Source organism: Marinicella marina (genome assembly GCF_030065545.1).
Classification (GTDB): Bacteria; Pseudomonadota; Gammaproteobacteria; order Xanthomonadales; family Marinicellaceae; genus Marinicella; species Marinicella marina.
In genome coordinates this window covers 283,091-308,415 of sequence record NZ_JASJNC010000004.1, presented here as the reverse complement: position 1 = coordinate 308,415, position 25,325 = coordinate 283,091, and the positions used below count along the sequence as shown (strand labels likewise).

The window sequence follows — 25,325 nt, the reverse complement described above, 5'->3', positions numbered from 1 at the left end:
AAATAAATACAAAAATCATAAAAGGGATCATGGACTTACAAGAATATTTAGAATCAGTCACCAAACGTTTCAATTCTGGCATTTCAGGCGAACATACCTACCGCTCAGACCTAGAGCGATTAATCAGATCAATTGTACCCAGTGTTGAATTGACCAATGAACCTTCCAAAGTCACAGATTGTGGCAATCCAGATTTTGTCATCACTAAACGTGATATCCCAATTGGTTTTATTGAAGCCAAAGACATCAATAAAGATTTAAACAGTAAAAGCTATAAAGAACAATTCACTCGTTATAAAAACGCTTTAGATAATCTGATTATTACAGATTATTTGTGGTTTCAGTTTTTTCAAGAAGGTGAATTGGTACATGAAATCAGACTGGCTGAAATAGTGGATGGATTAATCATAACCAAACCAGATCAGTTCAGACATTTTGAAAACCTGATTGAAGATTTCTGTACCTTTATCACCCAATCAATTAAGTCATCTAAAAAACTGGCTGAAATGATGGCAGGTAAAGCAAAGCTATTACAAAATGTCATTGAGCTAGCAGTCACACATGATGAAAAAGAAGAGCAGTTATCGACTGAAGACACTTGGTTAATCAGCCAGTACAAGACATTTAAAGACATGTTGATTCATGATTTAAAGCCCAAAGGATTTGCTGACATCTATGCACAAACCGTCGCTTATGGCATGTTTGCAGCACGTTTACATGATGAAACATTAGATAATTTTAGTCGCCAAGAAGCCGCTGAATTAATCCCGAAATCCAACCCTTTTTTAAAGCGTTTATTTAGTGAAATAGCTGGGCCGAATATTGATGACCGTATTAAAAAGATTGTTGATAATTTAGCCGAAGTTTTCAGAGCCACCAATGTCGGTGCTTTACTTAAAAACTTTGGTAAAAGCACCAAAACCCAAGACCCTATTATTCACTTTTATGAAACTTTTTTGGCCGCTTATGACCCGAAACTGCGAAAAGCGCGTGGTGTCTGGTACACGCCTGAGCCAGTGGTAGATTTTATTGTGCGTGCGGTGGATGATATCTTAAAAACAGAATTTGATTTAAAAGATGGCTTGGCTGACACTTCTAAAACCACAATTAAAGTTGAAGTACCCACAACTAGCAAACAATCTAAAGCCAGTACCAAGCTTGTTGATAAAGAAGTTCACAAAGTTCAAATTTTAGACCCTGCTACAGGTACAGGCACGTTCTTAGCTGCCGTAGTGAAATTCATTCACGAAAAGAAATTCAAAGCCATACAAGGTGTTTGGTCTCAATATGTTGATGAACATCTCATTCCAAGATTAAACGGTTTTGAACTGTTGATGGCTTCCTATGCCATGGCACATCTAAAACTAGATTTATTGCTGAAAGAAACTGAATATAAAGCGCAAAAAAACCAAAGGCTAAACGTTTATCTGACCAACTCTTTAGAAGAATACCATCCAGACACAAATGACATTTTTTTCTCACAATGGTTAAGTGAAGAATCTCGAGCCGCCAACAATATTAAAAATGACACGCCAGTGATGTGCGTGATTGGTAACCCGCCATATGCTGTAAGTAGTTCAAATAAAAATGACTGGATTCAAAATCTAATAGCCGATTATAAGAAGAATTTAAATGAAAAAAAAATTAACTTAGACGATGATTACATTAAATTTATACGGTATGGGCAACACTTTATTGATAAAAATGGTTTTGGCGTATTAGCTTATATCACCAATAATAGTTTTATTGAAGGCATTACACACCGTCAAATGAGAAAAAGTTTACTAGAAAGCTTCGATAAAATTTATATCTTGAATCTTCACGGGGATTCCAAAAGGCAAGAGACTTGCCCAGACGGGTCTCCAGATCAAAATATATTTGATATTATGCAAGGTGTTTCGATTAACATCCTGGTAAAAAGTGGAGTTATTAAAAACAAACCTTTAGCCAAAGTATATCATTCTGACTTATATGGTAAAAGGTATAATAAATACACTTTTTTATCCTCTAAAAACATAACCGATATCGATTGGACAATTTTAAGTAATGAAAAACCATTCTACTTTTTCATTCCAAAAGATATTGAAAACAAGCAAATTTACGAGTCTTACTTTTCAATAAATGAACTCTATTTACAAAGCAATAGCGGAGTTCAAACAGGTAAAGATCAATTAGTAACTGACTTTGAAAAATCTAAGCTACAGATGAGAATTAAGGAAGTAATTGAATCTAAAATTGAAAGTGAAATCAGATTGAAATATAGATTAACTGATACAGCTGGGTGGAGTTTAGCAAAGTTTAAAACTTCAGTTTATAACGAAGAAAAAGTCCTAAAATTTACTTACAAACCATTTGATAATAGATGGTTATATTATGACAATGAAGCCTTAAAGAGGAGCAGGTATTCAACTGCAAAAAACCTTCTCAAAGGAGATAATTATTCACTAGTTTCAATGAGGCATTATGAATTTAAGTTAAACGATTTTAGCTATTGTTTAATTACAAGGGGGCTCATATTGGATAGAACATTCATGAGTAGTAAGGGCACTCCGTATTTCTTTCCATTGTATATTTATCCAGAAAGCCAAAATAACTTTATAAATGCTGAAAGAATTCCTAATTTGAATTCAGAAATGGTCAAAACCATTGCAAAAAACCTGAAGCTTGAATTCCTGTCAGAAGAACCTGAAGTAGGCAATACATATTTGGCTGATAGCTCTGAAGTTACTGATGCTTATCGAAATTTTTTTACACCCTTGAATCTTTTGGATTATATTTATGCGGTGTTACACTCACCCAGTTACCGCGATAAATATAAAGAATTCCTCAAAATCGACTTTCCACGTGTACCGTACCCCAAAGACGCCAGCACTTTCTGGCAGTTGGTTAAACTCGGTTGTCAGATTCGTTTGTTGCATTTGATTAAAAGTCCTGACAGTGAAAACTACATCACCACCTATCCGATTGAGGGCGATCACTTGGTCAGCCGCAAAATGACCCAAAAAAGCATCGGCTTTGAACCTAATAAAGACGACAGGAGTTTGGGCAAAGTATGGATTAACGATGAACAGTATTTCGATGACGTACCCGAACTGGCTTGGAACTTTTATATTGGTGGTTACCAACCAGCCCAGAAATGGCTCAAAGACCGTCAAGGTCGAAATTTGAGCTATGATGACATCCTATATTACCAAAAAATAATTGTGGCGTTAACTGAAACTGATCGTTTGATGAAAGAGATTGATAGTATTGATTTCATATAATTATGATTGATGATATCGAAAAATTAATTGAATCAAAAAGAGAAGGCGAATACTGGGATTTCAAGTCTGAACCTCATGTAAATAAGGCGGAATTGTTACATGATATTTTATGCTTAGCTAATTCAGTATGTATGAAAGATAAATATTTAATATTCGGTGTGACTGATCCAGAATCCGGTTGTGAAATAAAAGGCGTAGACCACATTCCAAATAGAAGAAAACAAATAGACTATATAAACTTTTTAAGGGATAAGAAGTTTGTAAGTGAAAGGAGACCAGATATTCAGCTTTATACTTTTGATATAGAGGGAAAAACAATTGAGGTATTAAAAATATTTGACACAAAGTTTAAACCATACTATTTAACTGAAGAGTTTAGCTGTAATAAAAAAATAATAGGTGTTGGAAAACCTAAAGTCGTTAAGCCTTATCATACTTATAGCCGAGTGTTAGATACCAATACCCCAATTGATAGAAGTGCCGATGAATATTTACTTGAAAAAATGTGGAGAGAAAGACTTGGTATTGATGAAGAGCCCTTAAAGAAATTTAATCAGCTTTTGAATGAATTTGACGATTGGGAACGTGATTTTAATAATCATGAATGGGCATATCATAGAGTTCATGCAGAATATCAACTGAAATACAGTGGCACAGCATCAGATAATGATCAAATTTATAGATTTTGTTATACCAACTCAAATAGCAGAATTGGACAAGTAGAATTTAAATTTCATTCAACAGTATTAAACCAAATTAATTATGTCTTAGTTGATGAAACAAGAATAACCCTTCCTGATCCTGATAAATTTACAGTTTATGCTGGATCAAATCAAATACGAGTTTTTTATTACGACTTATCATCTTTTAAGGGTGCTTATTTAAATCAGGTTACATTTGGGAAATTTGATTTTGTTGAAACTGCGGCCAATGACTTATTTATACTATTTAATAATTTGGAAGAAAAAGAAAATTTTGAATATTATCTTGAATCAAATTATCATCTACTAGATGAAATTGACTCTCCCTCATACATTAATCTTTTAAAGCAAGAAATTGCTCAATCTGGAAACTCTTATATTTATGATATTGAAGATTCTATTAAGGCAGCTTTACTTTATAAACAGTTAATAAAAGGGTAGATATGGGGGTGCTATAAAATTGTATTTAAATCAATATTATATAAATCATATGGTTACCGCTTTAGTTCGTTGTCCGCCGTCTCCACCAATCAAAAAAGGCCACCCTCAGGGCGGCCTTTTTTATTCCTGAGTTTCTATACCTTCAATCAGCTTGACAGGGGGAAACTACAGAAACGTTTCCATTACCCATAACTGCACTCACTTGTTGTTGGCAGTAAGCCATGGTAGTGCCAGTCAGTGTCAAATAACTGTATGTGTAGTAGCGGCCATCAGGACCTTCGTGTGGGTTGACCCATCTTACTGTGGCGCTGAAAGAGCCAAATTCGATGATGTCATCATCTGGTCCAACACCGATGCCAATGGGTGTACAACCTGTACAAGCTGCATCAGCAGTGAACGTAGCGAACGATAAAGTCATGGCAAAGGCCATTAAAAATAATTTAGTTTTACTCATAATTTTCCTCTTTGATCTGATAGTTAGTTTTAACGCTCAACAAATTTGTTGAGCAGGCTTTGATTAAATGATGGATGCATGAAAAAGTTAAGCAAAGAACTGGAACAAAATGGTGCAAATGGAATGTATATCAATTAAATCAATGAGATAGGGTGGTGTTGGTTGAGTTTGTTAAGATTAAATTATGCTGCTTTCAAACCATACCTGAGCTCTTTTCTGCTGATCCAACACCACAATATGCACTACCAATGAACGTTGTTTTTTTGACCTAAACAGAATCTTTATGCCATGCTGCCTGAATGAATCAAAGTTAAACTGCATGGTGCTGTTGAGGACATAATATTGACGCGGGATTTGTCAAAATGATGGTTTTTGAATAAAAGGATGCTTATGTCAAATGCTGCGCAGGTTTTGATTCGGTCTTTAGAGGCTTTTGATGTCACCCATGTATTTGGTGTGCCAGGGGAAGAGACTTTGGATTTGTTGGCTGCTTTGAAAGATTCTGCTATCACTTTCATTCCATGTCGACATGAACAAAGTGCCACCATCATGGCTGCTAACATGGGCCGCCTCACAGGTGTGCCGGGTGTCAGTTTAACCACCTTGGGCCCAGGTGCCTTGAATGCGATTAACGGCGTGGCTTATGCTTATCTGGGCCAAATGCCTTTGTTGGTAGTCAGTGGCCAAAAACCGGTCAGACAAATCAAGCAGGGTAATTTTCAAATGCTGGATGTGGTTGAGGCGATGCAGCCGGTGACCTTGATGAGCCAGCGCTTGATGAAAGCCGACTCAACGCCATCTGTGGTTTATCACCTGTTAAACACAGCCACTGATCACACCCCAGGTCCGGTGCATTTAGAACTGGCTGAAGACATTGCTCATGAAACGGTGAGCGATGCATTTTCAGATCTGAAGAGTTACCAGTTTAACCCCAATCAGTTGGCCGATGATAAAGCCATCAATGATGTGGTTGAGCGCATCAATGCAGCGAACAAGCCGCTGTTGATTTTGGGTCAGCACGCACAAGAGACCGAGGTGGCAGCACAATTAAAAAACTTGGTTCAAACCACCAACATGCCATTCGCTACGACCCAGATGGGCAAAGGGGCGGTGGATGAACGCATCGATCAATACATGGGTACCACAGCCTTGTCATCAGATGATTTTGTGCATGAGATGGCGGCTGCGGCTGATTTGTTGATTATGGTGGGGCACAATGAATCAGAAAAGCCACCGCTTATGGCCTGTGGCAAGCACCAAGAGTTGATTCACATCAGCACCACCAAGCCGGCTTTGAATGACACCTATTTTCCTGATTGGGCTTTGATTGGTGATATGGCACACACCATTCAGGTCTTGGGAACACAACTCAAGCCGCTAGATGAAAGCCCTTTTACAACCATCAAACAAGCCTTCGATGATCACGAAGTGGCTCTGATGACATCGGCGCATCCGGTACAAATCATCCAACAAGTGCGTCAGGCGCTGCCCAGTGATGCCATGGTTACTTTAGACAATGGTATGTATAAAATATGGTTCACACGCCATTACCGCGCGCACATTGAAAATTCATTGTTACTTGATAACGCCCTGGCGACCATGGGCGCCGGCTTACCCGCGGCAATAGCCTGCCAGCTGGTTTATCCCGAGCGGCCGGTGCTGGCGGTCTGTGGTGACGGTGGTTTTGTGATGGGTGGTCAGGATTTTGAAACCGCGGTCAGGTTGAATTTGAATTTGGTGGTGTTGATCTTGCGCGATGATCAGTTTGGTATGATCAGGTGGAAACAAGAGATGGATGGTTTCGATGATTACGGGCTTGATTTTGGAAACCCTGATTTCGCTGCGATGGCGGACAGTTTTGGTGCCAAAGGTCACCGCATTGATGATGTCAGCGCTTTGGGCGATTGTATTGGGGCATGTGTTGAGCAGGGCGGGGTGCATTTGATTGAGATGGGTATTGATTATGCGGCCAATTCTTTGTTCAATGATTTAGCGCCGGTGGTAAAACAAGCCATTGAAAGCATTGATTAAAGGGTTCAGATTGATTACAAAAACTACTTAATGAGAGAGAACATGATTAATACGGTGTGGTTTGTTTTGTTGGCTTTGGTGATGTCAGCCAGTCAAGCAGAACAAAAGTATGTGCAAATCGAAATGGTTGCTGATCAAACCGCAGTTTCCGGCGGTGATCGCATCACGGTAGGGATGGTTCAAAATATCGCTCCTAAGTGGCATGTTTATTGGCTTAATCCGGGTGATTCAGGAGAGGCTACCGAAGTTTATTGGTCGGGGCTCGAAGGCTTAAATACCACGCCGATTCAGTGGCCGATCCCACACAAAATTCCGTTTGGTCCCTTGACCAATTATGGTTATGAGAATCAGGTTGTTTTATTGCAGGAAATGACCTTGCCAGATAACATTCCTGATGGCCCGTTTGAGCTACTGGCTGATATCAGTTTGTTGGTGTGTGAGGAAATATGTTTGCCTGAATTTCACCAAGCGACTTTGGTTTTGAATAGTGATCAAACGCCACAGCCTGAAACCATCAGTCAGGCACAACTGAAACTGCCGGTGCCACAAAGCTGGTCAACTAACTATACGCTGGATGGCAGTGATGTTGTGTTGACTGTGGATGTGGCAGCAAGCCTGTTGCCATTGGACCAAATGAGTGCGGTTGAGCTGTTTTTTACCGAACGCGGCATGGTTAATAATTCTGCCAAAGCAGAGACATCACTGACACCGAACCAATGGAAAATTCGCCAATCAACAGGCGATATAGCAGTGAATGAAATTACCAACAGTGCTGTGGTGATTACTTATAAGGACCCCAGCGGCCAGCGCAACGGCATTGAACTGCAAGCCACATACCAGGCATTCAATGCGTTAGATAACAACACCTCGTTTTTATATGTCTTGTTGTTGGCGGTGCTGGGTGGTTTGGTGTTGAATGTGATGCCGTGTGTGTTTCCGGTACTGGCCTTGAAAGCCATGAATTTGGTGCACATGCAAGATGAATCAGCGCGCCAGGCGAAGCTGCACGGTTGGGCATACACGATTGGTATTTTAGTCAGTTTTCTGATTATTGCCTTGGTGTTGATTGGGTTGAAAACGTTTGGTGCCCAAATTGGTTGGGGTTTTCAGTTACAGAGTCCGCTGTTTGTGATGTTTTTGATTTATTTATTAACCCTGGTGGCATTGAATCTGGCTGGATTTTTTGAATTCGGTACGGGCTTGACCAATGTGGGCTCAAAACTGGCCAATCAACAAGGCCTCTCTGGTTCTTTTTACACCGGTGTATTGGCTACTTTGGTGGCCACTCCATGTACCGCACCTTTTATGGGCGTGGCCATTGGTTATGCTTTGGTACAACCTGTCTATGTTTCAATCAGTGTGTTCTTGGCATTGGGCTTTGGTTTGGCCATGCCGTATTTGCTTTTAGCCAGCTTCCCGGTAACCCGCTCATGGTTGCCACAACCGGGTGCTTGGATGATGAAGTTCAAAGAATTCTTGGCTTTCCCGATGCTGGCAACAGTCGCTTGGCTGGTTTGGGTATTGAGTTTTCAGGCTGATAGCTATGGGGTGTTGGTGGTGTTGATGGGCTTGGTAACCTTGGCTTTGGGTATTTGGTTGTTGCGCTTAAGCGGCAGGGTTCGTTGGAGTGGTTGGGTCTTCTTGTTGTTGGCGTTGTGGCCGTTTTATGCAGTCTATCAAGCCCAATCAAATGCGGCAGAAGCACCCAACTGGCAAGCCTTTAACAATGACAGATATGCCGCAGTGATGGAAAAGGATGAGGCGGTTTTTGTCAATATGACAGCAGCTTGGTGCATCACTTGTCAGGTCAATGAACAAGTCGCATTGAATACCGAGACGACCAAAAAGCTCTTTATGGATGAAAAAATTCAATATTTAAAGGGAGATTGGACGGATTTTGATGCAGAAATCACGCAGTATCTTGAAAAATACCAAAGGAATGGCGTTCCTATCTATGTATTTTATGGCGCCAAGGATACAACAACTGGTCAACGACCTGAACCACAGGTGTTACCACAAATCTTAACCCCGGCCATCATTGAAAGTTATGTGGCCAATAAATCGGAGTGATTCGGACATGTTAAAACAAAACAAAAATCTTTTATTGAGCGGCTTGGTCTTGATGGTGATTAGTTTACCTTTGTGGGCCAGTAAAGCCGGTGTGATGGCACCAGATTTCACCTTGGTAGATACCAACGGCACCAGTCACTCATTGTCAGACTTCAGAGGCAAAACAGTGGTGCTGGAGTGGACCAACCATGAATGCCCTTATGTTAAAAAACACTATGAAAGTGGCAACATGCAACAGCTGCAAGCCGATGCCACAGCAGACGGGGTCATCTGGTTAACCATCTTGTCATCTGCGCCAGGCAAGCAGGGTCATACTTCGGCAGAGGAGGCCAATGCCATCATTAAAAAACATGGTGCCAAAGCCACCGCGCGTCTGCTTGATTATGACGGTACGGTAGGGCGTTTGTACGATGCCAAAACCACCCCTGAAATGTTCATCATCGATGCCAACGGCATGATTCAATACGATGGTGCGATAGATGACAAACCTTCATTCAATCCAAAATCTTTAGAAGGTGCCACCAATTACGTCACAGCAACCTTAACTGCGATGGCCGAAGGCAGTGACATAGCCGTCACTTCCACACCACCTTATGGTTGTTCCGTAAAATACTGATATCGCTAAATTTATAACAGTCAAAAAAGCCCTTTTTGGGCTTTTTTTGTTTAACTGCTGCAAAAAATCTAAACAGTCCGAGCAGCAATTTATTGGCCCCATTTTCACCCTTAGCTGACTGACTTGATATCGGTCAAATTTCCGGGTGTGATTTGTTGTTATATTGTTTACATCATTTAAATAAACAATGGAGCAACAAATGTTTGGCGAAAAACACGATTTACACCACGAATTTCCCGAGTACGAGTCTGAAATCAGACACTTAAAAATGAACAACAACCATTTCGCTCGCTTTTTCGATGAATACGATGAGTTAGCGCATGAGTTGACCCGCATTCAACAGGGCATTGAAAACCATGCCGATGATTATGTTGAAGGCTTGAAGAAAAAACGTTTGTTCTATAAAGATGAACTGCACTTCATGATTCTCAAACACAAAAGGAAAGAGAAGAAAAAAGCCCTGAAAGCTGAGAAAAAACGTTTGAAAGAGAAACAAAAAGCAGCCGGTTAAGTGCTGTATTTGTTGTGCCTGGAGGCCTTTGATTGACTTGATGTCCAATCAAAGGCTTTTCATTTGCGGTTTTGTTTTTTTAGCTTTCTGCCAACTTGTCTTGGGTTTTGTTATGGAAATCTGCAGCGTCATGGCGTTCATGTAATTGCTGGGATTTCTCGCCCCAGGCGCGATTGACCATGGTGCCTCTTTTGACCGCAGGGCGCTGGTTGATATTTTCTGCCCAACGCACCACATGGGTGTAGCTATCGGCCTGAATGAATACTGCGGCGTCATACAATTGCCCTAAAACCAATGCGCCATACCAAGGCCAAATGGCGATGTCAGCGATGCTGTATTCATCACCACACATGTACTCATTATCCGCCAAATGCTGGTCCAATACATCCAACTGACGTTTGACCTCCATGGTGAAGCGATCAATACAGTATTCAATTTTCATCGGTGCATAGGCGTAAAAATGACCAAAACCACCACCTAAATAGGGTGCACTGCCCATTTGCCAGAACAGCCAGTTCAGGCATTGGGTGCGCTTGTTGGGGTCCTCTGGTAGAAAGGCATTAAACTTTTCGGCCAAGTGCAACAAGATCGCGCCGGATTCGAACACCCGCACAGGCTCATCACCACTGACATCCAGCAGTGCGGGGATTTTTGAATTGGGGTTGATGGCCACAAAATCACTGCCAAACTGATCGCCTTCACTGATGTCAATCAAATAAGCATCGTACTCGGCCTTATGAATGCCAGCTTCCAACAATTCCTCGAACATCACCGTGACCTTAACGCCGTTGGGCGTGGCCAGTGAATACAATTGAAAAGGGTGCTGGCCTTGTTTTAGTTGTTGTTCGTGGGTTGCACCGGCAATGGGGCGGTTGATGTTGGCAAATTTACCGCCACTGTCTTTGTTCCATTGCCACACTTTGGGCGGTTCATACTGTTTTTCTTCGCTCATGATTCATTCCTGATAGTTCTTTGAGGTTAATTGACCTGGGGTAGGGGAAATTTCATGCAATTAATTATGGTCATGTTTTATGAATTTAATGTCAAAGAAGTTATTTACCTGATGGCATAACACCAATGCCAAGGCTCGTAAATGATGCCTTGGTCGTTGTCTCTGGGGTAGCTCATGGTGAAGCCATGATCAGCCGCATGATTTTGTAGCCAGTCAAAGGCGGGGCTGTTTTCAAATGATTCGCTCAGCGGTTCGAAGTCATCTGAGGTGATGTCAATGGCGCAGCCGGTGTGGTGTTGGCTGTGTCCCGGTGCGGCATTGGTTTGAAGAATTTCTTGCAGGATTTGTCCTTGGTCGATTTTCATTTGGATGATGCCGGCTTGGTAGCCCATTGACCTGAAAGCGGAAACCAGTTGTAAATTCACACCGTCTTTATTGGCAGATTGTTTCATGCTTTGCCATGCCTGATTGGCTTTTGGGTGAAGCTTTGTGGGCCTTTGGAAACAGTCAACATCGCTGTCAACCAACTGCGCTGTGGTGTGGTATTTTGGGTTGTTTAATTGTTCGGTGTCGATGCCCAGTTTGTGGTTCAAAGATTGATACAAATCAGGCTGTTGTAGCTGTTCAATGGTCACTTCAAAGTGTTTGTTTTTGGGCTCAAAACCAAGCTCCTTAAGGAACTGTTGGGCGTGTGGGATTGATGATTTGGCCATGTATTTTTCACTGTTGATGGCTTTCATTAGCCCATAACTGGCCTCAGTGGCTACCCCTAAGCGCAGTGATTGGGGTTTAAGGATGATGTTGAACCAGTGGTTGCGAAAAAACAACTTGCCAATCAATGTGTCATCCTGTTGGTCGAAGATGGACCAACAGTTTTTGTGTGTTGGTTTGATGTTAAGTCGATCCGTTTGAATATTAATCATGTGTTAACCCCCCTTTGGCTTGTTGCCAGTTTTGACCATCGAAAGGCTCAATGGTCCAATTGATGTTTGCCTGCTTATCGATACAGTTGATGTTGATGCTCCAGCAATCTGGATGAGACCGTGGTTGATAAAATGATTTTATGCCACAAACCGAACAAAACAGATGGTTGGCTTGTTGGGTATGAAAGCGGTAACTGCTGAGTTTGTCTTCGCCTTGGCTTAAATTAAATGCTTGGTGCTTTACAATCAGATGTTGGAAACCAGTCATGGCACAAATGGAACAGTTACAGGCCAAAACTACGGTATCTTGTGGCACTTGAGCCGAAAAGCGAACGGCACCACAGTGACAACCGCCCGTGATATTTATCAGGCTTGAGGTGCTTGATGCATTGTGCTCTTGACTTTTAATCATTTCATTCCTATATCTCGAGGACTGTGGGGTATAATACCGCGCTTTTATTTTATTAGAAATAGGACTATAAGATGAATTTTTTTATATCAGATGCCATGGCTCAATCTGGAGGCCAAGCTGCCAACCCAATGGGCTCATTTATTTTTATTGGTATTTTCTTTGTCATCATGTATTTCATGTTGATCCGTCCACAACAAAAACGCATGAAAGCTCACAACGAATTGGTGAGTAATCTAGCGGTTGGCGATGAAGTCATCACCAATGGCGGCACTTTGGGTGCGATTGTGGCTGTGGATGATGCTTTTATCAAAGTTGAGATTGCTGCTGGTACCGAAATTCATGTGCAAAAGAGTGCGGTGGCCAAGGTTTTACCTAAAGGCACCATCAAGTCCCTCAAATAAATATTGTATATTCAATCATAATCAGGCTGGTGTGAATCAGCCAAAATAATAACTAAAAAGAGAACAACATGAATCGATATCCATTATGGAAATACTTGCTGATTCTGGCGGTGATATGCATGGGCGCCTTATATGCCCTGCCAAATATCTACGGTCAAAGTCCAGTGGTACAAGTCTCTGCAAAGGATGACGTCGCGGTTACTGAAAACACCTTGGAACGCATTGAGACCCTCATTACCGACGCTGGTTTGGAACACGATAGGGTGGTCATCGATGGTGATTCAGCGGTGGTGAAATTCAGCGACCTGGATGCACAGCGCAAAGCGCAGGATTTATTGAAAGAAAAATTAGGCGGCTTTGATACCGCGATGAATTTGAAACCCAACGTGCCAGACTGGTTGGCAGATTTAGGCGGCAGTGCCATGAATCTGGGTCTTGATTTACGTGGCGGTGTCCATTTCTTATTGGAAGTGGATATGAAAGACGCCACGGCCAATAAGAAAAGGCAGATCAGATCAGATGTCACAGCGACTTTGGTCAAACAAAAAATCCCTAAAAGAAAAATCTTGTGGAAGGACAATGAACTCACAGTGGGTTTCAGAACGCAGGCAGATTTGGACAAAGCCGTTGATTTGATTGAAGAAGAATTCACTGAGTTGACCATCAGCACTGAAGTAAGTGGTGATAGTTTTGATTTGAAAGGTTTATTGACCGAGCAGTCTTTGAACGCAATCAAAGAAAACGCACTGACTCAAAACCTCTCCACCCTGCGATCGAGGGTCAATGAAATTGGCGTGGCAGAGCCTATCATTCAACGCCAAGGTTTAGAGCGTATTGTGGTGCAACTGCCTGGCGTACAAGACACCACCGCGGCGAAAAACATCCTTGATGCGACAGCCACCTTGGAATACCGTCCCACTGACATGGAAAACAACGCCCAACTGGCCGCACAAACGGGACGCGCTCCGGTTGGTTCAACATTGTATTATGAGAAAGGCGTTCCTGTGTTGTTGAAAAACCGAGTGATTGCTACCGGTAATCAACTGATTGATGCGCAAGCCACTTTTGATCAACAATCAGGCTCCCCTGCGGTATCGGTCCAACTGAACAGCATGGGGGCAGCCCGCATGCTAGAGTTCACCAAAAACAACGTGGGTAACCTGATGGGCGTGGTTCTGAAAGAACGAATACCCCTCAAAAAAGATGAGGTTACTGGTGAAATGCAGTATCGAGTGAAGGAAGAAGTTATCAGTAATGCCCGCATCAATGGCATCTTCTCCAACCGCTTCCAAACCACCGGTTTGGGCACACAAAAGGCGGCTTCTGAGTTGGCATTGTTATTGCGAGCTGGTGCTTTGGCGGCACCGGTACAGATTGTTGAAGAACGGACCATTGGTCCTTCATTGGGTCAAGAAAATATTGATCGCGGTGTGATGTCAGTACAAATTGGTTTGGCCATGGTGCTGGTGTTTATGTTGTTTTACTACCGCATGTTTGGGTTGATTGCTAACATCGCATTGACCATCAATGTGGTCTTGATGGTGGCCTGCTTGTCTTTATTCGGAGCTACGCTTACTTTACCAGGCATCGCTGGTATCGTCTTAACCGTCGGTATGGCGGTGGATGCCAATGTGTTGATTTTTGAGCGGATTAAGGAAGAACTGCGTGAGGGTAATACGGTTCAAGGCAGTATCAAATCCGGTTATGACAAGGCTTTCTCGACCATTGCTGATGCCAACGTCACCACGCTGATTGCGGCGGTTGTGCTGTTTGCATTTGGTACTGGACCCATCAAAGGTTTCGCTGTGACCTTGAGTATTGGTATCATGACATCGATGTTCACGGCCATTGTGGTTTCAAGAGCCATTGTTAATTTAATCTATGGTCGCAAGAAACGCTTGCAATCGATTGCGATATAAGGAGCCTGACATGAATATATTACAAAACATCAAGTACGACTTCATGGGGCATCGACGTGGGGCACTGGTCATTTCCATGATACTGATATTGATTTCATTTGGTTCCCTGATTACCAGGGGCTTGAACTTCGGTCTGGATTTCACTGGTGGTACGGTGATGGTGGTCAATTTTGACTCAGCCGCTTCGGTCGGTGATGTACGAGAACAATTAGAAGCTGCCGGTTATGACAAGTTGGTGGTCAAGAACTTTGGTACCAGCCAAGATATTGAAATCACGGTGCCACCACAATTCGATGCTGAGACCGGTGAACCGCTGGATGATGACAAACTCAGCAACAGGATGTTGGAAGAAATGCAAAAAACCGACGCTTCAGCGCAACTGGTCAAAGTCGATTTTGTCGGCTCACAAGTGGGAGAAGAACTGGTTGAACAAGGCTCATTGGCTTTGTTGTATGCCATCATTGGTATTCTGATTTATGTCACCATTCGTTTTGAGTGGCGTTTTTCCCTCGGAGCCATTGCAGCTTTGGTGCACGATGTGATCATCACAGCAGGTGTATTTTCCATCTGGCAGGTAGAATTTGATCTGACCGTTCTGGCAGCTTTATTGGCGGTGATAGGGTACTCCTTGAATGACACCATCGTGGTGTTTGACCGGATTCGTGAAAACTTCAGAAAAGGCCGCAAAGCGACCACAGAAGAGGTGATTAACCGCTCCATCAGCCAAACCTTATCGCGTACGGTGATTACCTCATTCACTACCATGTTGGTGTTGTTTGCCCTGTATTTCTTGGGTGGCGCATTGATCAATGGTTTTGCATTTGCCTTGATCGTGGGTGTGGTGATAGGTACTTACTCGTCGATATTCGTGGCCAGTACCACCACTTTGGCTTTGGGAATCAGTCGCGAAGATTTAATCCCAATTGAGAAAGAGGGCGCCAATTTGGACCATATTCCATAAAGAAGTGCTTTATCCATCGAAAAAGCCCGCTGGTCGGGCTTTTTTTGTGTCTGATATTTATTTGATGGAAATATTATTTAATGATTTTGTAACAAAGTCATCAACACTTCGTCTTAAAACTATAAATCCATGGCGGATTCTGATTTTTAAATTAAATGAGGTAGTTATGAAAAAATTATTGATGGTTTTACTGATGGCAATGAGCGCTTCTGTAGTCTGGGCCAATGACTTCGATGAGTTGGAGGAAATTTTAGGTGTTGAGGCCAACGTTAAAATCACTTTGGGGCCAGGTATGTTAGGTCTGGCCAATATGTTCACCAAAGACGAGCCTGAGGCGCAGGCTGTGTTATCAGGTTTGAGTGATTTATCCATCTCGGTTTATGAATTGACCGAACAGGTCAATGATTTAGACTTGGGTGATTGGATGAAAGACATGAAGCGCAACCTATCGAGAAATGGGGTTGAGGAAATTGTCAAAGTGGCTGATGGTGATGAGCGAGTCAGCATCATGGCAAAAGTCGATGGCACCCGCTTGAGTGATTTATCCATCATGGTTTATGAGCCTGGTGATGAATTCGTTTTTATTCGCATGGATGGTGAGATAGATGTGGCTAATTTAAAAGACATTTCAGGAAATTTCGATATCGATATTGATGGTTTAGAGGGCTTGGCTTTGAATCTGTAACCTGCATTTGTGAATCGGGCTTGGCGCAAGCTGTTTAACGGAGTTCCGATCACAAACCCAGAGGCGTTGTACTTGATGAAGGTGCAACGCCTTTTTTTATTGTGTCCAGGGCGGTGCTGCTTCGTTGCGACTGTGAAGGTAGGAGGAAATACCCTTGTTTGGCGGTAGGCGCGACACCTTTTAAAGGCATAATTGTGTCTATAAAGCAGGGTGAATTAATTCATCCAATTTTTGTATTTCAAGTGACAAGTTCGTCTTGAAGATTTTCTATTCACTGTTGATGCTGTTACCATACAGAAAACATTCAGGAGATTAAATGTCGTTTTTTAAAACTTTAAAAAGAGGCTTCAAAGGCGCTGCAAAAGCAGTCAGTGCAGATAGTTATGTAATCAATGGCATGGCAGTCAACTGCGTACACTGTGGCGGCAAGCATTTTGATGAGGGTCAGGCACAGATGAACACCGCGGGCTTGACCTTCTTGAACTTAGATTGGGCCAATAAAAGTGCCACCGTGATGGTGTGTAAGACATGTACCCATGTGATGTGGTTTGCCCGTTCGCCTGAAAAAGTATTGGACTAATTCTTTTGGGTATTGCTTATTGGGCGTTTATGACTGGTTTAGTTAGTTATTCAAGCCTGATAAATGGTTTTTAACTGGGTTGATAACCAGGCCGTTAGTTTTAAGTTACCCGCAATGACTTGTTTCGATTCGTTGAAATTACGCTTGGTTGAGAAATCCATGCATTGGCCACCCGCTTCCTCTACCAACAAAATGCCTCCCAGCATTTCTGATGCACTCATATCGCTTTGCCAATAGCCATTGATTTTACCGGCCGCCACCATGGCCAAATCCAAAGCGGGACAGCCCATCACGCGTGCCTCTGCGGTTTGTTTACCTATGGTGCGCAGCGCATTGGACTGGGCGCCGAATTGGTTTTTGTTGTCGGCGTAATTGGTGGCCATCAGAGACTCACTGGGTTCATTGTGGTTACTGATGCGCAAACGGTGTTGGTTCAAAAAAGCGCCTTTGCCTTTCGTTGCCATGTACTTGTCATCATTGATTGGGTTGTAGACCAGGGCTTCCTTGGTTTTACCGTTTTCAATGAAAATAATGGTGATGGCACAATGCGGGATGTCATGCAAAAAATTAGTCACTCCGCTCAAAGGGTTAATCAGCCAGACCCGTTCAGGATTGGTGTTATCTGACAGGGTTTGTTGGTCAGATTGGATTTCATCATCGGGGTATGCGCGTTTGATGGTGAAAAAGATGTCATTCAGACTGACTTTAATTGCTTGATCGACAAAACCGTTGTTGAGTTTTTTATTGACCGATAACAGTTCGTTTTTGAACATCAGTTGTTCAATCGAGTTGGCGGCTTTCAATGCGGCATTTTGGGCAATGTTGAGTTCTGGTGACATGTGTATTTGATCCGTTGTGCGTCCAGGCGGTGCCTGTGCGTTGATGTTATTATCAGAACCGCGTATGATACCAAAACTTTGTTATTTATGTCAGAGATTCCTTGATGGAAAGATTACAAAACATCAGATTTGCCCTGATCAACACCTCACATGCGGGTAACATCGGTGCTGCTGCTCGGGCTATGAAGGTCATGGGCCTTGATCAACTGCACTTGATTGGCCCCGATGATTACCCTAGTGCAGAGGCCACTGCGCGCGCATCCGGTGCCGATGATGTACTCTACAATGCGGCGGTTCACAATACGTTAGATGAAGCCATTGCACCTTGTACATTGGTGTTTGGTACCAGTGCCCGCAATCGAGGTATGGACATACCAGTGATCGATTTGGCTGATGCGGTCGAAATCATGCTGGATGCGGCAATTTCACAACAAGTGGCTTTGTTATTTGGGAAAGAGCGCTATGGCATGACCAATGAGGAAATGCAACGCTGTCATTATCTGGTTAAATTCCCTGCCAATCCAGTGTATTCATCGCTGAACTTGGCAGCTGCGGTACAAGTCGCAGCTTATGAAATCAGAAAACAATGCTTGGCGCTGTCGGCTGAGACAATTGACAAGGCTAATGATGTTGAAGGTGTGCCGTTTGCTGATGCGGCTAAAATGGCCAGTTTTTATCAGCATTTGTTTACTGTGATGCAAGATGTTGATTTTATTCAAACGCAAAACCAAGTGTCCTTGGAAGAAAAGTTGAGGATGATGTTCAATCGCTTGCGTATTGAAAAACATGAGATGGATATTTTGCGTGGATTTTTAAGCGCAGTTAATAAAAAAATTAAATAATTTGCAAACAGCCACATTTTATTCTTGACAGTTATGCTGAAGGCGGTAAAATGCGCATCTTCTTGTGAAAACAAGCGTACCAATTTTCCCCGGTAGCTCAGCTGGTAGAGCGGGTGACTGTTAATCACTAGGTCGGCGGTTCAAGCCCGTCCCGGGGAGCCAAATATGAAAAACCGCTTCAATTTAATTGGGCGGTTTTTTTTTGCCACAAACATAATGGCAATTAATCGACAGCGGGCAGCTTGGCATTGATGAAATTTTACAAACCATCATGTAAAATAACCCGCTTTATAAAAACGACATCCATTGGAATAAGAATATGGCTTTTGAAGAATACGATGATTATGAACAAGAACAAATGGTCAAGGAATGGCTGGGTAACAACTGGTTAACCATTGTTGCTGGAATTGGTCTTGGCATTGGCGGTTTGTGGGGCTATGGTAAATGGCAGGACTCTCAAGTTTCTAAGAGCACCGAGGCGGCCACCGAATATGTTCAATTAGCGGCCGAAATTGATGCCAGTGAATTGACTAATGTGGACGCCCTGATAGACGGTTACGAAGCAGAGTTTGGTGCCAACGTGTACACCATTGAAGCTCGCATGAAAGCGGCTAAGAAGTTTGTTGAAGCGAAAGACTTGGGTTCGGCTAAGGCTCAGTACCAGGCTTTAATTGCTACCAAGCCTGATAAACCCATAGCTGAAATGGCGCGTTTGCGTTTGGCGCGTTTGTTGGTTGCAGAAGGTGACTACAGTGCTGCCAAAGCAGAATTGGGTTTGGTACAATCGGCTGCTTATCAGACCATTGTTGAAGAAGTCATGGGTGACATTTATGCTGCCGAAGGCGATATCAGCAAGGCACAAGATTCATATCAATTGGCATTGAATGAAGGCGAAGGCTATTCTGGCAAACAAATTGTCGAAATGAAGCTGGCTGACATCAAGTCAATTAACTGATTGTAATTAAACAACAGCGTTAATCCAAAAACGAGGTATTCATGAAACGATTTCCCATTTATTTATTGCTGCTTTTACTGGTGGCATGTAGCAATAAAAAAGATGAAGTTAAACCCAACGAGCTGGTAGATCTGCCTGAAACGGGTTCCATCAAAACTTTATGGAAACTGAATCTTGAATCATCTGAGCGTGCTTACGGTTATAAACTGATACCTGCGGAAAAGAACGGCGCTTTGTTATTGGCAACGCAACAGGGTGAAGTTTACAGCCTTGATGCAAAAACCGGTGTGACTAATTGGCAAACTAATATTGCTGCAGAAATCAGCGCAGGCCCTGGAGTGGGTGATACCATTTTGGTACTGGGTGGCCCAGAAGGCCAAGTGGTTGCTTTGGATATTGATACTGGTACTGAAATTTGGCGCACCAATGTGACATCAGAAGTACTGAGTCCGCCAGTGATTGATCGCAACAAAGTGGTGGTGCGAACTCAAGATGGCAGGATTTACGGTTTCTCCATCCAAACCGGTCAAAGGGAATGGAGTTTTGATACCAACATACCTAATCTAACGTTGCGTGGCAACAGCACACCGATTGCCAAGGGTGGTCGGGTTTACGTAGGTTTTGATAATGGCCGTGTGGCGGCATTGAATATCATGGATGGTTCGGTGTTGTGGCAGCAAAATGTCATCAACTCACAAGGCAAAACAGAAATTGATCGCATTGCAGACATAGATGGAGATATCGGGGTGATAGCCACCGATTTGTATTTATCCAGTGCGGCTGATAAAACCATGTCAGTGGCGACCGAGTCAGGTCGTGCCTTGTGGAGCCAGAACATTGGTTCGGTTACAGGAGTCACTGTTTCCAGGCGCTCTTTGTTCTTAACTGACAACCAATCTGTTGTGCACCAATTGAATCGTACCGACGGTTCTAAAGGTTGGTCACAAGACGCTTTGTTGAATCGTGAACTGACCAAACCAAGCTTTTACTTGGGTGATTTACTGGTTGGTGATTTTGAAGGCTACGTTCACATCCTAGATGGGGTGACGGGCGAAGTGATAAACCGCGTGCGAGTGGGGGATGATAGGTTTTATCATGCGCCAGTTGTGGTCGGTGATGTGATTTACACTTACAACCATGATGGCACAGTTGTGGCCATGCAGTACAGTAAGTAACGCCAAAACCTGAATCCAATGACTCCTATCATCGCCATTGTTGGTCGTCCTAATGTAGGCAAGTCAACTTTATTCAACGCTTTAACCAACACCCGTGATGCACTGGTTGCTGATATGCCGGGTTTAACCCGTGATCGCCAATATGGCGAAATGGAATTGCCCGACTTTGAAAGCACTTTGATTGATACCGGTGGTATGTTGGGTGATGAAGGTGAATTAACTGAGTTGATGGACCAACAAATCATGCAAGCCATTGATGATGCCCATTTGATTCTTTTTGTGGTCAGTGCCAGAGATGGTTTGGTGGGTGATGATGAGCGCATCTTAGAGCGCATTCGTGGTGCGCAAAAACCGATACTTTTGTTGGCCAACAAGGCAGAAGGCCAAATCAATGAAGTGGCCATGTCAGAATTTTATCAACTGGGTATTGTGGAAATGATGGCAGTCAGTTCTGCACACCGCAAAGGTTTGACTGAGCTGAGACAAGAAATCAATGATTTTTTCAAAGCCAACGAACAACAATTCGAAACCGAAGTCATCGATGATCATGGCCCGAGGGTGGCGATCATTGGCAGACCCAACGTGGGTAAGTCGACCTTAGTCAATCGTTTGTTGCGTGAGGACCGGGTATTGGCGTATGACATGCCAGGAACCACCAGAGACAGCATCAGCTTGCCTTTGGTATGGGACGACATGGCCTATACTTTGATTGATACCGCTGGGGTCAGAAGAAAATCAAAGATAGGCGAGGGCATAGAGAAATTCAGTATCCTCAAAACCATTGAGTCAATCAAGCTGGCCCACATCTGCGTGATCATGATGGATGCCACCGAAGGCATCACTGATCAGGATTTGCACTTACTTGGCTTAGCGGTTTATCATGCCAAACCAGTTATTTTGGTGATCAATAAATGGGACAATCTGTCTGAAGAACACCGCGATTACGTCAAAGAAAAAATTAATTTAAAGATGCAAGCTTTTGAATGGGTGCCACTGTTGTACATTTCAGCTTTGCATGGTTCTGGCTTGCGAATTTTGATGGAACGGGTGGATTTGTTGATGGAACGGGCTGATCTTGAGCTCTCTGCCAACAAATTAACCAATGTGCTCAATGAAGCCTACAAAGCACATCAACCACCGCTGGTTCAGGGGTTGAGCTCGCAACTTAAGTTTGCTCATTCAGGTGGTAACCACCCCATGCGTATCGTAGTTCACGGTAAACGCACCACCAAGTTGCCAGAGTCTTATAAGCGGTATTTGGAAAATACTTTTCGTAAATCATTCGATCTAAAAGGGGTGCCCATCATCATGCAGTTCAGAGATGGTAAAAACCCCTACAAAGAAAAAGCCGGTAAAGTGAAGAAGTATGACTCTGGCCGTAAAAAAGCCCACAACATGCCGAAACACCAGCACCCGAAAAAATAATTTCGGCTAAAATAGGATGAATGTCTTATCCTGTAGCCATTACGCATAACCAAGCCATTCAAATAATCAACGAATTGGCATCCAAACGTTCACTTTCGCACGAGGTGGTTCGAGTACCCATCGCTGCTGGTCGATTCTTGTATGAGGACTTGTTGGCCCCCCATGATGTCCCTGCCAATGATTGTAGTCGTATGGACGGCTATGCCATCAATACCAACCGCATCAAAAGAGCCGCTGGTTCAAGTTGTAGTGGGTATGTTGTGCCACTCGGCGAACCGATTCATGCAGCCGCATTAGAAAACACCATCAGTTGTGGTGATAAAGCCATTCCGGTGATGACCGGTGCGGTCATGCCAACAGATGCTGATGCCATAGTGATCAAAGAACAGTCCGAAGTTAATCACAATCAACTGCACTTTGAACAACTGCCTGATAAATTTCGCTACTTCAGAACCAAAGGCTCAGACTTGAGGAAACACCAAGTTGTCATTAAAGCCCATCAATTACTCACCGCAGCCCATTTGGGCTTGATTTCATCACTGGGCATCACTGCGGTCCAAGTGATGCAACAGCCGCGTGTTGCATTGATGATGAATGGTGATGAATTGGTGCCACCAGGACAAGCCCTGCATGTCGGTCAGATCTATGATGCCAACTCATCCATGTTATCTGATCTGTTACAGTCCATGGGGTGTGAGGTTGAGTTGTTGCGTTTAATCGGAGATGATAAGCAGGACTTATCCAAACGTTTGGAACAAATCAAGCACATGAGTTTTGATCTAATCATCAGTGTTGGTGGGGTTTCAATGGGCGATAAAGATTGGATTCCAAGTCTACTGGGCGAGTTAGGCGAAGTGGCATTTCATAAAGTCTTGGTTAAACCTGGTTTTCCTTTGTTATGTGGTCAGCTTGGGTCGAGTTTGTTTTTCGGTTTACCTGGTAACCCCGTTTCTGCTTACACTGCAGTTTGTCAGTATGTCTTATCAGCCATCAAGCAAATTACCCAACAACCGATAGAACCACCTGTTTGGACAGCTCACATCGTGCATGATTGGCGCAAATCGCACAGCAGGCGTGAATATTTGCGGGCATTTTATGATGTTGATGCAGCTGGTCAAATTCAAGTTAAAGTTTGTGGTGAGCAACAATCAAGTCGGATTGAATCATTGGCTGAAGCCAACTGTTTTTTACTGCTTGATGAAATGGCACAAAACTTGACTGAGGGCGATGCGGTGATGATTCAACCTTTCTTTTTATTGCATTCATCATGAGCGTATTCGATACAGCGGTTAATAACCTGGCAGAGTTAATCAAACAAAAGGGCCACTTACTGATTGATATCAGGGGGCATGAAAGCTGGTCCAAAGGAATTGTTGAAGGCGCCACTTTAATGCAAGTTGAGGATTTACAAGCAAAAGCGGATTTATTAAGAAAATCCAACGCGCAGATTTATTTGATGTGCCACAAAGGCATTAAATCCAGTGAACTGGTAGCTGAGTTGGGCAGGCCTTTTATCTCGGTCTCAGGTGGTTTTGAAGCTTGGAAAAATGCCCAGCTGATAATCAAACCCCCAGAGACCTTAGAAGAGGTTGATCGTTATGACAGACAGCTTAAACTTTCAGGCTTTGGTTCTCAAGGCCAATCAAAGCTCAAAGGAGCCCATGTTTTGGTGGTCGGTGCTGGTGGCCTAGGCGGCCCTGCTGCGACTTATTTGGTAGCGGCTGGAGTAGGGCATGTCACTTTGGTTGATGATGATGAGGTGGCCTTGCATAATTTACACAGACAGGTTTTATTCAAAGAGTCAGAGGTTGGCGAATCTAAAGTCACAGCTGCTAAGCACAATTTACAGGCACTTAACTCGACCACATTGGTTGATGCGGTAAATTTACGTCTGTCATCAAACAACGCTGAAACTTTAATTTCAGGTGTGGATTTAGTGATAGATGGCACTGACAACATCGATACGAGATTCATCATCAATGATACCTGCTTGCAACTTTCTACACCTTGGGTATTTGCTGCTGTTTCGGCCTTTCATGTTCAGGTTGGGGTTTTTTCTGGAGATCAAACGCTGCCATGTTTCAGGTGTTTGTTTCAAGAGCTGTCTGCAGCTACATTGGGCGATTGTAATGACGAGGGTATATTGGGTCCTATACCAGGTGTGGCTGCTATGATACAGGTAACTGAAGCCATTAAATTGTTGACCCATATGGGTTCACCGCTGTCACAAAAAATGCTCAGTTATGATTTGCTTCATCAGCAGTTTAAAGTGTTAAAATACCCCGCGAATTCAAAGCGCTGTTCACAGCATACAGGTCAATCATGAACAAACCACAAATATTAGACGGCAAAAAAGTATCACAATTGGTTCTGGATGAGATCGCTGCGCGCATTACGCAGCGAGTTGATGCAGGTTTGCAGGCGCCAGGCTTGGCTGTTGTTTTGGTTGGTAATGATGAGGCATCGCATGTTTATGTCAAAAATAAAATCAAAGCCTGTGAAAAAACTGGTATACGTTCCATCACCCATAACCTGCCCAGACAAACTTCAGCCAAAGCACTGTATGCTTTGATTGATGAATTGAATCAAGACGATGACATTGATGGGATATTGGTGCAATTACCGTTACCAGAACACATCAATGAAACAGAAGTCACCAACCGCATTCACCCTGATAAAGATGTCGATGGATTCCATGCCAGTAATGTCGGTCATTTGGCCTTACGTCAGCCAGGATTGAGGCCTTGTACGCCACGCGGAGTGATGACCTTATTGCATCATTATGATTTAGATCCCAAAGGCATGCATTGTGTGATTGTTGGGGCTTCTAATATTGTCGGCAGGCCATTGATGTTAGAAATGCTATTTGCTGGCGCAACAGTCACCATATGTCACCGTTTTACTAAAGATCTGGCCCATCATGTGGCCCAAGCCGATGTGCTGTGTGTCGCGGTGGGTAATCCCAATATTGTGGATGCCAGCTGGATCAAAAAAGGTGCAGTGGTGATCGATATCGGTATCAATCGCAAAGCCGAGGGTGGCTTGTGTGGCGATGTTGATTTTGCGGTGGCATCCAAACTAGCCAGTTACATATCTCCGGTACCAGGCGGCATTGGACCGATGACCGTTGCCACTTTGATGCAAAATACTTTTGAAGCCAGTTTGTAGC

General features: G+C 43.2%; 23 protein-coding genes and 1 tRNA gene. 19 read left to right on the top strand and 5 right to left on the bottom strand.

Translation table 11 applies throughout. The annotated features are described in order from the left end of the window. The first annotated feature begins 29 nt into the window (after positions 1–29). Both QNI24_RS08400 and QNI24_RS08395 read left to right on the top strand, forming a co-directional pair. Positions 30–3,263 (top strand): type ISP restriction/modification enzyme, encoded by a 3,234-nt coding sequence (locus QNI24_RS08400; protein ID WP_267176117.1) that lies wholly within the window; start codon positions 30–32, stop codon positions 3,261–3,263. 2 nt (positions 3,264–3,265) lie between these two features. Next, complete coding sequence (locus QNI24_RS08395; RefSeq protein ID WP_267176116.1) at positions 3,266–4,405, top strand: AlbA family DNA-binding domain-containing protein; 1,140 nt, start codon at positions 3,266–3,268, stop codon at positions 4,403–4,405. A gap of 142 nt (positions 4,406–4,547) precedes the next feature. On the opposite strand, the gene QNI24_RS08390 is transcribed toward QNI24_RS08395, so the two are convergent. Then, positions 4,548–4,859, bottom strand: a complete 312-nt coding sequence (locus tag QNI24_RS08390; RefSeq protein WP_267176115.1) for a hypothetical protein — start codon at positions 4,857–4,859, stop codon at positions 4,548–4,550. A gap of 390 nt (positions 4,860–5,249) precedes the next feature. Between QNI24_RS08390 and QNI24_RS08385 the strand changes: the two genes are divergently transcribed. From QNI24_RS08385 to QNI24_RS08370, 4 genes are all read left to right on the top strand, one after another. After that, positions 5,250–6,890 carry an acetolactate synthase large subunit gene (locus tag QNI24_RS08385; RefSeq protein WP_267176114.1) on the top strand — a complete coding sequence of 547 codons (1,641 nt, stop codon included), beginning with the start codon at positions 5,250–5,252 and terminating at the stop codon, positions 6,888–6,890. 42 nt (positions 6,891–6,932) lie between these two features. Then, on the top strand, positions 6,933–8,960 hold the full coding sequence (locus tag QNI24_RS08380) for a protein-disulfide reductase DsbD family protein (protein WP_267176113.1): 2,028 nt from the start codon (positions 6,933–6,935) through the stop codon (positions 8,958–8,960). 7 nt (positions 8,961–8,967) lie between these two features. After that, on the top strand, positions 8,968–9,576 hold the full coding sequence (locus QNI24_RS08375) for a redoxin domain-containing protein (RefSeq protein ID WP_267176112.1): 609 nt from the start codon (positions 8,968–8,970) through the stop codon (positions 9,574–9,576). A gap of 199 nt (positions 9,577–9,775) precedes the next feature. Next, a complete protein-coding gene (locus tag QNI24_RS08370; protein WP_267176111.1) occupies positions 9,776–10,087 on the top strand; it encodes an HP1242/YdcH family protein in 312 nt (103 codons plus the stop codon). Between the two features lie 79 nt (positions 10,088–10,166). Here the strand turns inward: QNI24_RS08370 and yghU are convergent, their stop codons facing one another. The 3 genes from yghU to QNI24_RS08355 form a co-directional block, all read right to left on the bottom strand. Beyond that, complete coding sequence (gene yghU / locus QNI24_RS08365; RefSeq protein WP_267176110.1) at positions 10,167–11,039, bottom strand: glutathione-dependent disulfide-bond oxidoreductase; 873 nt, start codon at positions 11,037–11,039, stop codon at positions 10,167–10,169. 104 nt (positions 11,040–11,143) lie between these two features. Next, positions 11,144–11,962, bottom strand: coding sequence for a M15 family metallopeptidase (locus tag QNI24_RS08360; protein ID WP_267176109.1), 819 nt, complete (start codon positions 11,960–11,962; stop codon positions 11,144–11,146). Further along, complete coding sequence (locus QNI24_RS08355; protein WP_267176108.1) at positions 11,955–12,374, bottom strand: GFA family protein; 420 nt, start codon at positions 12,372–12,374, stop codon at positions 11,955–11,957. The genes QNI24_RS08360 and QNI24_RS08355 overlap by 8 nt, the downstream gene beginning before the upstream one ends. Before the next feature lie 71 nt (positions 12,375–12,445). On the opposite strand from QNI24_RS08355, the gene yajC reads away from it, so the two are divergent. The 5 genes from yajC (at position 12,446) to QNI24_RS08330 (ending at position 16,920) form a co-directional block, all read left to right on the top strand. After that, the gene (yajC, locus tag QNI24_RS08350; protein ID WP_267176107.1) at positions 12,446–12,775 is read left to right on the top strand and encodes a preprotein translocase subunit YajC; all 330 of its coding nucleotides are present in this window, start codon (positions 12,446–12,448) and stop codon (positions 12,773–12,775) included. 68 nt (positions 12,776–12,843) lie between these two features. Then, positions 12,844–14,694, top strand: a complete 1,851-nt coding sequence (gene secD, locus QNI24_RS08345) for a protein translocase subunit SecD (RefSeq protein WP_267176106.1) — start codon at positions 12,844–12,846, stop codon at positions 14,692–14,694. A 10-nt stretch (positions 14,695–14,704) separates the two neighbouring features. Then, a complete protein-coding gene (secF, locus tag QNI24_RS08340) occupies positions 14,705–15,655 on the top strand; it encodes a protein translocase subunit SecF (RefSeq protein ID WP_267176105.1) in 951 nt (316 codons plus the stop codon). Positions 15,656–15,821: 166 nt separating this feature from the next. Beyond that, positions 15,822–16,340 carry a DUF4252 domain-containing protein gene (locus tag QNI24_RS08335; RefSeq protein ID WP_267176104.1) on the top strand — a complete coding sequence of 173 codons (519 nt, stop codon included), beginning with the start codon at positions 15,822–15,824 and terminating at the stop codon, positions 16,338–16,340. Between the two features lie 316 nt (positions 16,341–16,656). Then, on the top strand, positions 16,657–16,920 hold the full coding sequence (locus QNI24_RS08330) for a zinc ribbon domain-containing protein (protein ID WP_267176103.1): 264 nt from the start codon (positions 16,657–16,659) through the stop codon (positions 16,918–16,920). A 50-nt stretch (positions 16,921–16,970) separates the two neighbouring features. Here the strand turns inward: QNI24_RS08330 and QNI24_RS08325 are convergent, their stop codons facing one another. Continuing rightward, complete coding sequence (locus QNI24_RS08325; RefSeq protein WP_267176102.1) at positions 16,971–17,759, bottom strand: inositol monophosphatase family protein; 789 nt, start codon at positions 17,757–17,759, stop codon at positions 16,971–16,973. 104 nt (positions 17,760–17,863) lie between these two features. On the opposite strand from QNI24_RS08325, the gene QNI24_RS08320 reads away from it, so the two are divergent. From QNI24_RS08320 to folD, 8 genes are all read left to right on the top strand, one after another. Beyond that, complete coding sequence (locus QNI24_RS08320) at positions 17,864–18,601, top strand: RNA methyltransferase (RefSeq protein ID WP_267176101.1); 738 nt, start codon at positions 17,864–17,866, stop codon at positions 18,599–18,601. A gap of 86 nt (positions 18,602–18,687) precedes the next feature. Further along, a tRNA-Asn gene (locus QNI24_RS08315) sits at positions 18,688–18,763 on the top strand. 157 nt (positions 18,764–18,920) lie between these two features. Beyond that, entirely contained in the window at positions 18,921–19,556 is a 636-nt protein-coding gene (locus tag QNI24_RS08310; RefSeq protein WP_267176100.1) for a YfgM family protein, read from the top strand. Between the two features lie 41 nt (positions 19,557–19,597). Next, the gene (gene bamB, locus QNI24_RS08305; protein ID WP_267176099.1) at positions 19,598–20,731 is read left to right on the top strand and encodes an outer membrane protein assembly factor BamB; all 1,134 of its coding nucleotides are present in this window, start codon (positions 19,598–19,600) and stop codon (positions 20,729–20,731) included. An 18-nt stretch (positions 20,732–20,749) separates the two neighbouring features. Then, complete coding sequence (gene der / locus QNI24_RS08300) at positions 20,750–22,156, top strand: ribosome biogenesis GTPase Der (RefSeq protein ID WP_267176098.1); 1,407 nt, start codon at positions 20,750–20,752, stop codon at positions 22,154–22,156. Between the two features lie 20 nt (positions 22,157–22,176). Continuing rightward, positions 22,177–23,427 (top strand): molybdopterin molybdotransferase MoeA, encoded by a 1,251-nt coding sequence (locus tag QNI24_RS08295; protein ID WP_267176097.1) that lies wholly within the window; start codon positions 22,177–22,179, stop codon positions 23,425–23,427. After that, complete coding sequence (locus tag QNI24_RS08290) at positions 23,424–24,482, top strand: ThiF family adenylyltransferase (protein WP_267176096.1); 1,059 nt, start codon at positions 23,424–23,426, stop codon at positions 24,480–24,482. Before QNI24_RS08295 ends, QNI24_RS08290 begins: the two co-directional genes overlap by 4 nt. Beyond that, complete coding sequence (gene folD / locus QNI24_RS08285) at positions 24,479–25,324, top strand: bifunctional methylenetetrahydrofolate dehydrogenase/methenyltetrahydrofolate cyclohydrolase FolD (RefSeq protein ID WP_267176095.1); 846 nt, start codon at positions 24,479–24,481, stop codon at positions 25,322–25,324. The genes QNI24_RS08290 and folD overlap by 4 nt, the downstream gene beginning before the upstream one ends. Position 25,325: the final 1 nt, after the last annotated feature.

Bases quoted from the DNA above. Each gene is read 5' to 3' on its own strand.
- QNI24_RS08400 (WP_267176117.1), top strand. From the start codon at position 30: ATGGACTTACAAGAATATTTAGAATCAGTCACCAAACGTTTCAATTCT.
- QNI24_RS08395 (WP_267176116.1), top strand. From the start codon at position 3,266: ATGATTGATGATATCGAAAAATTAATTGAATCAAAAAGAGAAGGCGAA.
- QNI24_RS08390 (WP_267176115.1), bottom strand. From the start codon at position 4,859: ATGAGTAAAACTAAATTATTTTTAATGGCCTTTGCCATGACTTTATCG.
- QNI24_RS08385 (WP_267176114.1), top strand. From the start codon at position 5,250: ATGTCAAATGCTGCGCAGGTTTTGATTCGGTCTTTAGAGGCTTTTGAT.
- QNI24_RS08380 (WP_267176113.1), top strand. From the start codon at position 6,933: ATGATTAATACGGTGTGGTTTGTTTTGTTGGCTTTGGTGATGTCAGCC.
- QNI24_RS08375 (WP_267176112.1), top strand. From the start codon at position 8,968: ATGTTAAAACAAAACAAAAATCTTTTATTGAGCGGCTTGGTCTTGATG.
- QNI24_RS08370 (WP_267176111.1), top strand. From the start codon at position 9,776: ATGTTTGGCGAAAAACACGATTTACACCACGAATTTCCCGAGTACGAG.
- yghU (WP_267176110.1), bottom strand. From the start codon at position 11,039: ATGAGCGAAGAAAAACAGTATGAACCGCCCAAAGTGTGGCAATGGAAC.
- QNI24_RS08360 (WP_267176109.1), bottom strand. From the start codon at position 11,962: ATGATTAATATTCAAACGGATCGACTTAACATCAAACCAACACACAAA.
- QNI24_RS08355 (WP_267176108.1), bottom strand. From the start codon at position 12,374: ATGATTAAAAGTCAAGAGCACAATGCATCAAGCACCTCAAGCCTGATA.
- yajC (WP_267176107.1), top strand. From the start codon at position 12,446: ATGAATTTTTTTATATCAGATGCCATGGCTCAATCTGGAGGCCAAGCT.
- secD (WP_267176106.1), top strand. From the start codon at position 12,844: ATGAATCGATATCCATTATGGAAATACTTGCTGATTCTGGCGGTGATA.
- secF (WP_267176105.1), top strand. From the start codon at position 14,705: ATGAATATATTACAAAACATCAAGTACGACTTCATGGGGCATCGACGT.
- QNI24_RS08335 (WP_267176104.1), top strand. From the start codon at position 15,822: ATGAAAAAATTATTGATGGTTTTACTGATGGCAATGAGCGCTTCTGTA.
- QNI24_RS08330 (WP_267176103.1), top strand. From the start codon at position 16,657: ATGTCGTTTTTTAAAACTTTAAAAAGAGGCTTCAAAGGCGCTGCAAAA.
- QNI24_RS08325 (WP_267176102.1), bottom strand. From the start codon at position 17,759: ATGTCACCAGAACTCAACATTGCCCAAAATGCCGCATTGAAAGCCGCC.
- QNI24_RS08320 (WP_267176101.1), top strand. From the start codon at position 17,864: ATGGAAAGATTACAAAACATCAGATTTGCCCTGATCAACACCTCACAT.
- QNI24_RS08310 (WP_267176100.1), top strand. From the start codon at position 18,921: ATGGCTTTTGAAGAATACGATGATTATGAACAAGAACAAATGGTCAAG.
- bamB (WP_267176099.1), top strand. From the start codon at position 19,598: ATGAAACGATTTCCCATTTATTTATTGCTGCTTTTACTGGTGGCATGT.
- der (WP_267176098.1), top strand. From the start codon at position 20,750: ATGACTCCTATCATCGCCATTGTTGGTCGTCCTAATGTAGGCAAGTCA.
- QNI24_RS08295 (WP_267176097.1), top strand. From the start codon at position 22,177: ATGTCTTATCCTGTAGCCATTACGCATAACCAAGCCATTCAAATAATC.
- QNI24_RS08290 (WP_267176096.1), top strand. From the start codon at position 23,424: ATGAGCGTATTCGATACAGCGGTTAATAACCTGGCAGAGTTAATCAAA.
- folD (WP_267176095.1), top strand. From the start codon at position 24,479: ATGAACAAACCACAAATATTAGACGGCAAAAAAGTATCACAATTGGTT.